9 protein-coding genes and 1 pseudogene are annotated in these 12,613 nt (G+C 43.2%); 4 read left to right on the forward strand and 6 right to left on the reverse strand.

Annotation, left to right across the window (positions count from 1 at the left end; translation table 11 throughout):
* Positions 1-22: 22 nt before the first annotated feature.
* The 4 genes from AQPE_RS12585 to AQPE_RS12600 all read right to left on the reverse strand — a co-directional run bounded on the left by AQPE_RS12585 (position 23) and on the right by AQPE_RS12600 (position 5,508).
* Positions 23-1,630 (reverse strand): MFS transporter, encoded by a 1,608-nt coding sequence (locus AQPE_RS12585; RefSeq protein ID WP_318346850.1) that lies wholly within the window; start codon positions 1,628-1,630, stop codon positions 23-25.
* 235 nt (positions 1,631-1,865) lie between these two features.
* Positions 1,866-3,182, reverse strand: coding sequence for a Gfo/Idh/MocA family protein (locus AQPE_RS12590; protein WP_318346851.1), 1,317 nt, complete (start codon positions 3,180-3,182; stop codon positions 1,866-1,868).
* 74 nt (positions 3,183-3,256) lie between these two features.
* Positions 3,257-4,249 carry a sugar phosphate isomerase/epimerase family protein gene (locus AQPE_RS12595; protein ID WP_318346852.1) on the reverse strand — a complete coding sequence of 331 codons (993 nt, stop codon included), beginning with the start codon at positions 4,247-4,249 and terminating at the stop codon, positions 3,257-3,259.
* Positions 4,250-4,350: 101 nt separating this feature from the next.
* Positions 4,351-5,508, reverse strand: coding sequence for a Gfo/Idh/MocA family protein (locus AQPE_RS12600; RefSeq protein WP_318346853.1), 1,158 nt, complete (start codon positions 5,506-5,508; stop codon positions 4,351-4,353).
* Between the two features lie 192 nt (positions 5,509-5,700).
* On the opposite strand from AQPE_RS12600, the gene AQPE_RS12605 reads away from it, so the two are divergent.
* Positions 5,701-6,615 (forward strand): hydroxypyruvate isomerase family protein, encoded by a 915-nt coding sequence (locus tag AQPE_RS12605; RefSeq protein ID WP_318346854.1) that lies wholly within the window; start codon positions 5,701-5,703, stop codon positions 6,613-6,615.
* Positions 6,616-6,859: 244 nt separating this feature from the next.
* Here the strand turns inward: AQPE_RS12605 and AQPE_RS12610 are convergent.
* A pseudogene (locus AQPE_RS12610) lies at positions 6,860-7,894 on the reverse strand (sialidase family protein).
* A gap of 104 nt (positions 7,895-7,998) precedes the next feature.
* Positions 7,999-8,466 carry a regulatory protein RecX gene (locus tag AQPE_RS12615; protein WP_318346855.1) on the reverse strand — a complete coding sequence of 156 codons (468 nt, stop codon included), beginning with the start codon at positions 8,464-8,466 and terminating at the stop codon, positions 7,999-8,001.
* A 189-nt stretch (positions 8,467-8,655) separates the two neighbouring features.
* Between AQPE_RS12615 and AQPE_RS12620 the strand changes: the two genes are divergently transcribed.
* The 3 genes from AQPE_RS12620 (at position 8,656) to AQPE_RS12630 (ending at position 12,594) form a co-directional block, all read left to right on the forward strand.
* The gene (locus AQPE_RS12620) at positions 8,656-10,176 is read left to right on the forward strand and encodes a TolC family protein (RefSeq protein WP_318346856.1); all 1,521 of its coding nucleotides are present in this window, start codon (positions 8,656-8,658) and stop codon (positions 10,174-10,176) included.
* Between the two features lie 109 nt (positions 10,177-10,285).
* Positions 10,286-11,278, forward strand: a complete 993-nt coding sequence (locus tag AQPE_RS12625; RefSeq protein WP_318346857.1) for an HlyD family secretion protein — start codon at positions 10,286-10,288, stop codon at positions 11,276-11,278.
* Between the two features lie 89 nt (positions 11,279-11,367).
* Positions 11,368-12,594: an ABC transporter permease gene (locus tag AQPE_RS12630; RefSeq protein ID WP_318346858.1), complete on the forward strand. Its 1,227-nt coding sequence runs from the start codon at positions 11,368-11,370 to the stop codon at positions 12,592-12,594.
* The last annotated feature ends 19 nt before the right edge of the window (positions 12,595-12,613 follow it).

The raw sequence follows: 12,613 nt of genomic DNA on the forward strand, positions 1-12,613 counted from the left end.
AATTTCAATTATTAGATGTGGGTTATTGTTTTTGCTGAGCTAATTCCTTTGCTCTTCTATTGTTTAATTCAATTGTAATTTCATTCATTTTTGTTTGATCCAATGGATAGAGCATCATTAATCCAGCACCAATTAAGGCAACTATTGTTGGTATCCAACTCATGAGCATGATGATACCCGGAACAGCACCTTGAATGGCAACAGCATCCTGCCCGTTATAATTGTAGGCAGCTAACACGAAACCAATAATTGCACCTGCAACGCCACCACCAAGTTTTGTTGAGAATGAACCTGCTGAATAGATCAATCCTGTAGCTCTTCTGCCATTCTTAAATTCGGAATAATCGGCAGCATCACCCAACATGGCAAAAAACAAGGTTGGGAAAATAGCGGCTCCAAATTCAGAAACTACGCCAATGGCGAAAATGCTTCCTGTATTTTCAGGCCCACAGAAAACAAACAAGGCATTAACCAAACCTGAAAAAATAAAGGCATAAATGAACAGGTTGCGTTTGCCAAATCGTTTACCTAATGGCGATGTTATCATTGCTCCTCCTATTGATGCTACCATGAGCGCCACCATATACGATCCGGCCAAAAGTTGATCGTGCAGATAATGTGAAAAATAGATAACCACAATACCTTGTTTGATCGAATTGTAAATTTGAAATACCAATCCAATAACTAGCATGATTATCCAGGGCCTGTTCCGGACTAAATCTTTTAAATCCTTTCCAAGATTAGTTTCCTGCGATTTCGGTGGAATTACACGTTCTTTTGTGGTATAAAATGTAATAAACAGGGCTAAAGACAAGAATACCGACAATAAATAAATGGAATTGCTATAACCTCTTTTCTGGTCAATGATGGTAATACTTTTGGCATTAATGTTTTCTTCTCCGGATACAATAAAAGAATACTCTTTTTGGGCTTCCATCGAAAAACTTTTCCCTTGGGTTGGAATGCTGTCATTTTGTGTTGCATCAGCCCATTTAAACATGGCAATGCCATTCTTGGTTTTGATATTTACATTCGCCACGTCTTGTGGTGTCGATACGCTTACTTCATATTTTTTTGAATCCAGTTTTGTTACATTGATGGTAGGATCGATATTTCCAAAATGGGCTACTAAAAACAATAAAGCTCCCTGAACCAACATACCTCCTGAGAACGCCCCAACCATACGATACGAACCCAGACTTGTACGCTCTTTATCGTCGCCGGTCATAACAGCCATTAGAGCGCCGTAAGGAATGTTGTTTGCCGTGTATACCAAGGTAAAAATAATATAGGTTGTGTAGGCATATATTATTTTACCGGTTGGGCTTAAATTCGGGCTCATGAATAACAACGATAGGATTACCCCCAACGGAATGGCAGTCCACAAAATCCAGGGACGAAATTTACCGTATTTGGTAGTGGTTCTGTCGCCGATAATACCCATGGCAACATCGCTGACACCATCACTAAATCGGGCAATTAACAAAAGTAATCCCACTGCCGCTGGATTTAATCCAAAAACATCGGTATAAAAGATAAATAAAAACGTGGAAACACCTCGCCATGCAATGTTCGCAGCGCCATCGCCCAATGCGTACCCGATTTTCTCTTTTAAGCTTAATTTCTCCACAAGCGTAAGTTTTTTGAGGTTAGAATTGTAAAATCATTTTCTGAATCAAGTGATCGAAGTCGGCCATTACTGATCCAAATGTCGACAATCTTTTTGAAATAAAATTCAAAAATGGGATATTCTTATTGTATTCGCAACAAGAAGTGTTTATTGACATACTTTTTATTTTTCAGAGTGCTGGTAATCAACAAAAAACCCGGCAGTTAACCGGGTTTCATATTTAGACAATGTTGAATTAAATTTTAGGCAATACCCATGGTGCGCGGTATTCAGGAATGAGGTATTTATTGGCGGCATCATCGTTAATGAACTGACTTTTTTCAGAATCCCAGTATAAACGGCGACCAGTGCGCAAGGCAATATTTCCCAAATGAGCCACACGCGCTGTGTTCGCTGCAATTTTAATACTGGCATTCAGGTCGCGGTTGCGGTTTTTTACTCCATCAATGAAATTCGCCATGTGGTAATCGAGTCCTTTGCCAGTTCCTTTTTGCAATGGAACACGCTCAATCAGATCTTTTTTATTTTTTCTTTCAGGAATAACTTCCCAACCGTCGCGGTCAACAACCAATGTTCCGTTGTTGCCAACATAGCCAACACCGTGGTTGCGGCCGTAGTAACCGCCGTCGATACCTGTTCCGTGATCCCATAGCATGGTGTGTCCGTCAAATTCGAATAAAGCCTGCAAGGTATCTGGTGTTTCAGCAGCATCGTCCGGATAAGCATATTTTCCACCCATCGACATGATTGATTTTGGCGAAGGATCGCCCATTCCGAACAGTCCGTAGTCGATGATGTGAACACCCCAGTCGGTCATTAAACCGCCGGCATAGTCGTAAAACCAGCGGAAATTGAAATGGAACCGGTTTGGATTGAATGGACGCTTTTTAGCAGGTCCGAGCCAGAAATCGTAATCAACTCCTGCAGGAGCTTCTCCATCAGGTTTTACCGGAACTGGTTCCATCCAACCCTGATATGCCCAGGTGCGAACGGTACGAATTTTACCAAGTTTACCAGATTTAACGTAGTCAACTGCGGCCATCCAGTGCGGATCGCTGCGTTGCCACATGCCCACCTGAACTACCGTTTTGTATTTGTTGGCCGCGCGTTCCATGATGTTGATTTCTTCGATGGAGTTACCCAGTGGTTTTTCGCAGTACACATCTTTCCCGGCCTGACAAGCTTCAACCATTGGTAAGCAATGCCAGTGGTCGGGCGTGCCGATGATCACTACATCGACATTTTTGTCTTCTAAAAGTTTACGGTAATCGCTGTATAACTTTGGTTTTGTCCCTTGTATCTTTTCGGTTTCAGCGGCGCGTTTGTTTAGCACATTGCTATCTACATCGCATATGGCAACGCATTCAGTATTCTTTTGGCGAAGGAAAGCCGAAAGGTCGGCAAACCCCATCCCGTTAACACCAATTACTCCGCATCGAAGTTTGTCGTTTGCACCTGCACAGGCGCTCATCGGAATTGGCATTGTAGCTGCAAGGCTCAGCCCAACTGCAGCGGTTGTTGTACTTTTTAAAAAGGTTCTTCTGTTAGTCATTATTGTTGATTTAGATTTTATGAATTTACCACGGTTTAAAAATGTGTCGGTGGCTGATTTTGGCAAAGCCAGAACTATTTCTGCATAGCATCGTCAAAAGCCACGTCAGATGGATCGAAGTCGCTATAGCGAACAAAATCACAGGCTTCAACAGCTCCGGCGTCACGGTTCATGCCACTGTCTTCCCATTCTACGGAAAGTGGTCCCTGGTATTTGATGTCGTTTAAAGCGCGAATGATGTTTTCGAAATCGATTTTTCCGCGACCCAAACTCCGGAAATTCCAGTAGCGACGGTTGTCTCCAAATTCGGTGTGTCCGCCAAATACGCCAATATCCATTGGGTGTTCGCTCCAATAGGCATCTTTCATGTGAACGTGGAAAATGCGATCGGAGAATTCGTAAATAAATTTCACGTAGTCAACCCCCTGGTATCCGAGGTGACTAGGATCATAATTGAACCCGAACGCCGGATGGTAATTTACAGCTTTCAATGCGCGGCGCGCTGTTGCAATGTCGAATGCAATTTCGGTTGGGTGTACTTCGAGCGCAAATTTTACGCCCATTTTTTGGTATTCATCCAGAATCGGAGTCCAGCGCTTGGCAAAATCGGCATAACCCTTGTCAATCATTTCCTGGCTAACGGCCGGAAACGAATACAGCATGTGCCAAATGGAGCTTCCGGTGAAACCAATCACGGTATCGAGGCCCAGCATTTTGGCCACTTTTCCGGTTTTGATAATTTCGGCAGCAGCACGCTGACGCACACCTTCCGGATCGCCGTCGCCCCAGAGATAATCAGGAAGAATACTTTGATGACGTTCGTCAATGCGATCGCATACACACTGGCCTACCAAATGTGTTGAAATGGCAAATAACTGAAGGTCATATTTTGCCAACGTTTCTTTGCGTGCATCGCAATAAGCCTGATCGGCTTTGTCAATTTCCATGTGATCGCCCCAAGTGCAAAGTTCAAGACCGTCGTAGCCAAACTCAAGCGCTTTTTCGCACATGGTTTCAAAGGGAAGGTCGGCCCATTGTCCGGTAAATAGTGTTACTGGTCTGCCCATAATATTTTTGTTTTAGTGGATTTATTCAAAAAGTTGCGAGATGCGGGTTCCGTGTTTCGGGTGTGATATGGAACTTGTAACGCTTACCTCGCAACACGAAACTATTTAAATGGTACCCATTTTACATTGTCATTATATCCGGCTTCAACTACGGCATCAATAAACTGCATACCGCGGATTCCGTCTTCAACTCCCGGGAAATCGAGCCATTCGGGTTTGGGCTGTTCGCTATTCATTTTTGCCCGAAGGGTGAACGAAAAATTACGGTAAATATTTGCGAATGCTTCCAGGTAGCCTTCCGGATGTCCCCCTGGGGTGCGGGTATTGGCAGCGGCTGCCGTTCCCATCGAGGTGCCAACACGATAAATTTCAGTAGGTTTGCTTGTCCATTTGGCAATCAGGGTATTGGGTTCGTGTTGTGCCCATTCCAGACCACCTTTGTCTCCATAAACGCGAATCTTAAGTGCATTTTCTTCTCCGGCTGCAATTTGGGTGGCAATTAAAACTCCTTTGGCACCATTGTCGAAACGAAGCAAAACAGCGCCATCATCGTCGAGCAGACGTCCGGGAACAAACACATTCAATTCGGCACAAAGTGATGTAGTTCTTAGTCCGGTAATGTATTCTGCCAAATGATGCGCGTGTGTTCCTATATCGCCCATAGCGCCTGCCTTTCCGGAGCGTTTGGGGTCGGTTCTCCACGAAGCTTGTGCGTTTCCGGAGTCTTCCAGTTTAGAAGAAAGCCATCCCTGCGGATATTCAACAAATACTTTGCGGATTTTTCCTAACTGACCTTCAGCAACCATCTGTTTTGCATGTTTCACTGCTGGGTATCCCGAGTAGGTATGCGTTAGTGCGAGTAACAAACCGGTTTCGTTTAGTTTAGCCTGAAGTTGAAGCGCTTCGTCGAGCGTAAATGTGATTGGTTTATCGATTACCACGTTGAATCCATTTTCCAAAGCCATCATGGCTGGTCCAAAATGTGCAAAGTTTGGAGTAACAATGGTTACAAAATCCATGCGGTCGCCTTCAGGAAGTTTAACCTCGTTTTCAAACATTTCCTGATAGGTTTTGTACACGCGATTTCCCGGGAGATAATACGATTTTCCGGAGGAAAGTGAAATTTCAGGATTGATACTGAAGCAGCCGCAAACCAGTTCGATTTGCCCGTCCATAAAAGCTGCCAGACGGTGAATAGCTCCAATAAAGGCATCACTGCCTCCACCGACCATTCCCATGCGTAATTTACGATTCATCATATTGGCTTAATTTAGTTGGTTTATAAATTTATGATTGGCCTTTTTTAGGCTCGTTAAAATTAGAAAACTTTTTTGGAAGAAGTAATTTTATTCTATAAAAACATACCAGACCAGAACGGTTTTTTATCGATCAGATTTGCACAAGGTCTTTTTGATTCTTATCTTCGGTTGCTCAAACTAAACTATACCAAAATGGAAAGACGTTCATTTTTACGAAATGCAGCCGGAACCATTGCTGCTGTTGGCCTTGCGAGTTCATCCAAAGCAATTACTTCAGTCTCCGAATTTGCTGTTGCAACTCCGTTTAAGTTAAAATATGGCCCTCATTTCGGAATGTTTAAAAATTCAGCTGGCGAAGATTTGATTGATCAGCTCAAATACATGGCAGATCAGGGATTTACCGCGTTTGAGGATAATGGAATGATGGGACGTGATGTTGCTTTGCAGACTAAAATTGGAGAAACGCTCTCGAAACTTAATATAACAATGGGCGTGTTTGTAGTTGACAAAGGCGGAAATATGGCCAACACCTTCGCTGCAGGGAAGCAAGAATATATCGAAATTTTTCTGAATGGTTGCCGTAAAGCCGTTGAGGTTGCCAAACGTGTTAATGCGAAATGGATGACTGTTGTTCCCGGTGGTTTTGAGCGAAACCTGCCAATAGGAATTCAGAATTCCAATGTCATTGAAGCATTGCGTAGGGGAGCCGAGATTTTGGAACCTCATGGACTGGTTATGGTTTTGGAGGCGCTTTCGGATTCTCCTGATTTATATTTGCAAACGTCTGATCAATCCTATATGCTATGCAAAGCTGTAAATAGTCCTGCTTGTAAAATTCTGTACGATATTTACCATATGCAGAAAACTGAAGGAAATCTGATCAATCATATAAATCTGACGTGGGACGAGATTGCCTACTTTCAGATAGGAGATAATCCCGGAAGAAAAGAACCGACTACCGGAGAAATTAATTATAAAAATGTATTTAAATTTATTCACGATAAAGGTTATCAGGGCGTTATGGGAATGGAGCATGGAATTTCTATGGCTGGAGTTGAGGGCGAAAAAAGATTAATTGAAGCCTATCGCGAAGTGGATTCTTTTTAATCTGAATTCATTGGGAAAAAGAGCCTGTATAAAAGTGATTATGTTTTTTCAAAGACTTATAATTTGAAAGTCAGACACTGTTAAAACCCCTAAATCCCCTGAAGGGGACTTCAAAGCCGCCCCTTCAGGGGAGGTTTGCCAGCCAGCCGCAGGCAGGAAGGGGTGAAATGAAGGTGGACTTACAATTTGAAAGTTGCATTTGTGAAATTTTGACTTTTGATACAACCTCTTTTATTAACTCAACCTAAAATTTCAGAACAACATGTTTGATCGATTTTCGGTTGGCAGTATAAACTACATGAACCGCTTTATCTGAGGTTTGAATAATTGCCGGATAACTGAACTCACCGCTTGGCTGATCTTCAAGGACTGCCACATCCTTCCAGTTTTTTCCATCAACAGAAACGGCCACATTGAGTTTGTTCCTCCCATTTACCCAATCTCCGCCACCTTTTTTAGGATTATATACGATAACTTGCAAACCGGAGGAAAGTGTTACTGCGTCGATTCCTGAATTTGGATTTAAAACATTGGTTTTGGCCAGCGAACTCCAGGTTTTTCCTTCATCCGACGACCAGCTTTCCATGATTAGTTTCTGGTTGCTACGGAGCAGAGCCTGGATTTTACCTTCAGGATAAAGCAAAAGTGTTGGCTGGATTACTTTGGCCGGATTTTGAGGATCGATAGCGATCTTTTCCTAGGTTTTTCCACCATTGGTTGAGCGCTCGATGTGTGCATGCCATTCCTCGGTTTTCGTTTCAATGCTTGATGGGCTCAGAATAACTCCGGAAGGCAATGTCAACGGCTTATTTTTGATTGGTCCTAAAATTCCATCCGGCAGCTTCTCCGGAGCCGACCAGCTTTTGCCTTCGTTGGTTGAATGAATGACCATTCCCCACCACTCACGTGGGTTTGGCCCAACTTTGTAGTATAGCGAAAGAGTGCCATCGGCTGTCCGGAACAATACCGGATTCCAACAGGCATAACGAAGCGAATCGTTGATGATGCCATTTGCCACACTAACCGGAGCTGTCCATGAACCATTCTTTTTATCAGATACCCATATTTCAACGTCCTTATTGCTTTCATTTGATCCTCCAAACCAGGCCGCCTTTAACGAACCATCTTTCAGTTCAACGATTGTTGAGGCATGGCATTGCTTAAAAGGTGCATTCTCGAAAATGTATTCGTTGGTTACGATTTTGCACGATTTTGGAGTACGAATGGCTTGGCTGGTCATAGTCAGCATGACGATAAGCGCTAAAAGTGTGATTTTCATATATTTTATTCGTTTTGAACCACATAGGTACAATAGAACACATAGTTTTCCCTTAAACCCTTTTTCTATGTGACCTATGTGTCTATGTGGTTTTTATTTAGTACTCAAATTCCCAATTCTTTTAAAACAGCATAAATCTGGCTCGATTCAAAACCGCGCCCCATCGCGAATCGCATCAGTTTATTCCGTTTGTCATACTGGTCTTTTGCTTTGATTGATTTTTCCTTATCAGTCATCAGTCTTCGTAGCACTTCCAAATAACCTTCATCTTCAATTTCTTCGAGGGCAAGTCCTGTGATTTCCGAAGGAATATTTTTTGAACGCAACATGAAGGCAATCTTTTGTTTACCCCAATGATTAAACCTGAATTTATCTTTCGCATAGGCACGGGCAAATCGTTCGTCGTCAAGGTATTTTTCGGCTATTAATTTTTCGATAACTGGCTCAGAATCTTCAGCAGGAAGCCCCCAGACTTTTAACTTTTCCTGAATTTCCGAAGAACAATGTTCTGACCTGCTGCATAAAAAAGCGGCTTTATCGTACGCTATTTTCTGATCCTGATTCAATTCCATAATTTTTTGCTCAAAAATACAACATCTATTATTTGATTCATTACTTTTAGATACGCCGAAAAAACTATTTGAGTACTGACGGTAATATTAAATGAATTTTAATTGCAAAGGTTAATTGCCATGCTATTCGACTTTAAATCGATAATGTTCGATAAAGTTAGTTCCTTTGTGCGTGAAAATTTTAAAATCATGATACGAATCAATCAAGTTGTAACTTCTGTTCTCTTTATACTGACCAGCTTTATCGTTTTTGGTCAGGAGCAGAATGCAATTCCAATGACCTTTTCTGAAGCCTACGAGCAGATGCATCAGAACAGTTTTGTACTGAAACAGGCCGGATTCGAGGTTCGGGAAAAGGAAGCAGATAAAAAAGCTGCATTTGGATTGCGCGCCCCAAGAGTCTTTGTCACAGCAACTGCCGTTCAGATGGCCGATCCGCTTACGCTCGACCTAACCCCGGTTCGGGATGCCATCACGCCACTTTATGAAGCTTTGGGTAAATACGGTAACTTTTCAGGAGTTCCGAATCCCGATCCGGCGACTTCAGGAGTAATGCCCACTTTGCCCGATGATATTAGTACAAAAGCTATGCGAGCTAAACTTTTAGAGGGTGAAGCTACTATTAATGCTGCCGAATGGAATAAAATGATTCAGGAAAAACAATTTGCATCGGTGAATGCCAACTTCGTATGGCCACTTTATACCGGCGGAAAAATCAATGCGGCCAATAAAGCGGCACAGATTTATGAGGAGGAAGCCGGACTTCACAAGGAACAAAAAGAAGGTGAATTGTTGAGCGAACTGGCAACCCGCTACTACGGACTGGTTTTGGCCGAACAGGCTTGCAAGGTGCGCGGTCAGGTTGCCGAAGCCATGAAAAAACATCTTTTCGATTCGCAGAAGCTGAGCGAACAAGGACAAATTGCAAAAGTTGAATATTTGCATGCACAGGTAGCCAACTCGGATGCCGAGCGCGAACTGAAAAAGGCCGACCGTGAGGCAACTATTGTAAAACGGGCACTTCAGAATACCATGGCTATAAGCGACAGCAGCGACCTGACTCCCGCAAGCCAATTATTCATCCTGAAAAACATTGAAGACGAGAACTTTTTTATTGAGTTGGCTTTGCGAAACAACCCGCTTTTACAGCAGGTTGACTCAAAAAGGGAATTGGCAGCTACCGGAGTAAAATTAGAGAAAAGCAATTACCTGCCTTCTGTTGCCATTACCGGAACTTACGATTTGGCCGATAAAGATTTGTCGCCTTACGTTCCTCAATGGATGGTTGGAGTTGGGTTAAACTGGTCGCTTTTTGAAGGCAATGCCCGCCGCCAGAAACTTCAGTCAGCACAATTTAAAGAAGACCAGGTGGAACAAGCCGGACTGAAGGCCGAAGAAGATATTAAAACCGTAATTAAAAAGATGCACCAGCAACTCGGTATGCAGGTGGAGCAACTGGAAGAATTGGATAAAACACTCGAATTTGCTAAAACCTATGTCGAAAGTCGTGATAAAGCTTTTCACGAAGGACTTTCCACATCAACCGAGTTGGTTGATGCCAATTTGTTGTTGGCAAAAGTGAAAATAGATCGTTTACAGGCCATGTACAACTACGATGTAACATTGGCAGCTTTGCTTCAAATCTGCGGAAGTCCCGATATGTTCCTGGCTTACCAGTCGAGTAGCCAGGTAATTATTGAATCGTTTTGATAATGAGGTAATTTGAGAATCCGGTTGTTGGGAGTAAACTACAACAATATGAAAAAATAACTCAGGTGCTTTGTAACTCAGGTACTTTGAAACTTAAAAATACAATACAATGAACAAGACAAGAAATTTTATTATCGGCCTGTTTTTCACCGCCTTGCTGATTTTTCTACTTTATACCACATGGTTGATTACCCGTCCGCTACCGCTCGAAGTGCAGGGTGAAATTGAAGCTACGCAGTTCAAGGTTGCCTCCAAAATTCCCGGGCGGATCGACACCATTGCTGTGAAACGTGGTCAGCAAGTAACCAAAGGCGATTTCCTGTTTTCGATCAGTAGTCCGGAAATAGATGCTAAATTGTTGCAGGTAACAGCACTCCGGAATGCAGCTCAGGCACAGAGCCTGAAGGCGCAGAACGGAGCTCAGGCTGAGGATATTTCGGCTGCTTATAACCTGTATGTGAAAGCCGAAGCCGCAGCCAGACTTTACGAAAAGACATTTACACGGGTCGATAATTTGTATAAAGATGGAGTTGTTTCGGAACAGAAGAGAGACGAAGCCGAAACGCAAAGTAAAGCTGGCCGTGAAACGGCTAATGCCGCCAAATCGCAATGGGAAAAAGCGGTGAAAGGCGCCCGATTCGAAGATAAACGCTCGGCACAGGAACTGGTGAACCAGGCTGAGGGCGGAATTAAGGAAGTGGAAGCTTACCTGGCCGAAACTCAGGTGAAAGCTCAGGCTTCGGGTGAGGTGGCCACCATTATTTCTGAACAGGGTGAACTGGTTCCAACCGGTTATCCGGTAATCACGCTGGTTGACCTGAAAGATAGCTGGGCAACACTTTACATCCGCGAAGATTTGATGACCGATGTTCGCATGGGTAGCGAAATAAAAGCGATTATTCCGGCATTGGGGAATAAAGAAGTGGTACTGAAAGTGAATTACATCAGTCCGCTGGCCGATTTCGCCACCTGGACCGCCACTAAAAGTTCCGGAGGTTTCGATATGAAATCGTTTGAAATACATGCAGTACCATCGACTTCCATCGAAGGGCTTCGTCCCGGTATGAGCGTTTTGGTAAACTGGAAACAGTTTAAAAAATAGAAAAAAGTCATTAGTCATTCGGAGTTTGAGTCAACACGGTTTGATTTACTGTTTTTCTAATGACTAATGACAAATGACTAATATCGTTAATGAAGAAGAAACAAAATAGAACACTAAATTCGGTTGCACACAGCGAGTCGTTTTTCAGGGAAAACCCATTTTTCAAGGTTTTTCTGCGCGAAATCGACCGGATGTCGGGTTCGACCATTTATCTGTTTACAACACTGATTGGCCCGCTCATCTCGTTTGTAATTCTGCTGTCGATCTTTGCAGAGGGGGTTCCCCGTAACCTTCCGGTTGGCATTGTCGATTTGGACAACACCGTTTTGTCGCGGAAAATTGCGATGTGGATTGATGCCACTCCTGAAGCTGAAATCGCGATGCACTTCCCCAATCAGGAAGAAGCCTACCAACAGATGGCTGAAGGAAAGCTGGAAGCAATTGTGGTTATTCCGGATGGAACTGAAAAAAATATAATGAAAGGGAACAGCGAGAAAATTTCGGTGTTCATTAACAATACCAATATTCTGAAGGGCGGATACCTTCAAAAGGGAATCTACAAATCGCTGGCAACACTTTCAGGAGGAATAAAATTGCAATTCGCCATGAAAAGTGGTTTGCCCGAAAGACAAGCTAAAGCAAAAGTCCAGCCCGTGAGGCTTCAACAGCACATTCTGTTTAATCCCTTCGGAAATTATTCCTATTTCCTGCTGACTGCGCTTCTTCCGCTAATGGTGGTCGTTTTTACTTTATTATCCAACGTATTTGCTGTGGGTACCGAAGTGCGCGAAGGCACAGGACCCGATTGGCTTGAACATGCCAACGGAAGTATTATTGTTGGACTGGCCGGAAAACTTTTGCCATACACGATTTTACTTACAGTTGATGCGGTTGTAATGAATGTAGTTTTATTTATGCGGATGGGAACACCACTTCAGGGAAGTTTTGCCTTTATTATGCTGGGCGAGATCATGATGATTGTTACTTACCAGTTGCTGGCGGTATTGTTGATTTCGGTCACTGCAAATTTGCGTCTTGGTTTGTCGTTGGCAAGCGCCTACGCCATGATGGCTTTGACTTTCTCGGGACTGACTTTTCCACAATTTGCGATGCCAGCAATTGCCAGAGGTTTTTCGTATCTGTTCCCGTTTACCCAATGGGTAAAAATTTTTATTTCGCAGGCTATTCGGGGAGAGGCAATTGTTCATGCACTTATTCCGATGGCGATATTTGTGCTTTTTATCCTGGTTTCGGTTAGTTCTTTGCCGCGCCTGAAGAAGGTTTTGAGGACTGAAAAATATTGGGGGAAAGTGTGAAAGCGTTCCGGGTTACGCG

Source organism: Aquipluma nitroreducens (genome assembly GCF_009689585.1).
Classification (GTDB): domain Bacteria; phylum Bacteroidota; class Bacteroidia; order Bacteroidales; family Prolixibacteraceae; genus Aquipluma; species Aquipluma nitroreducens.

Bases quoted from the DNA above. Each gene is read 5' to 3' on its own strand.
- AQPE_RS12590 (WP_318346851.1), bottom strand. From the start codon at position 3,182: ATGACTAACAGAAGAACCTTTTTAAAAAGTACAACAACCGCTGCAGTT.
- AQPE_RS12595 (WP_318346852.1), bottom strand. From the start codon at position 4,249: ATGGGCAGACCAGTAACACTATTTACCGGACAATGGGCCGACCTTCCC.
- AQPE_RS12600 (WP_318346853.1), bottom strand. From the start codon at position 5,508: ATGATGAATCGTAAATTACGCATGGGAATGGTCGGTGGAGGCAGTGAT.
- AQPE_RS12605 (WP_318346854.1), top strand. From the start codon at position 5,701: ATGGAAAGACGTTCATTTTTACGAAATGCAGCCGGAACCATTGCTGCT.
- AQPE_RS12615 (WP_318346855.1), bottom strand. From the start codon at position 8,466: ATGGAATTGAATCAGGATCAGAAAATAGCGTACGATAAAGCCGCTTTT.
- AQPE_RS12620 (WP_318346856.1), top strand. From the start codon at position 8,656: ATGATACGAATCAATCAAGTTGTAACTTCTGTTCTCTTTATACTGACC.
- AQPE_RS12625 (WP_318346857.1), top strand. From the start codon at position 10,286: ATGAACAAGACAAGAAATTTTATTATCGGCCTGTTTTTCACCGCCTTG.
- AQPE_RS12630 (WP_318346858.1), top strand. From the start codon at position 11,368: ATGAAGAAGAAACAAAATAGAACACTAAATTCGGTTGCACACAGCGAG.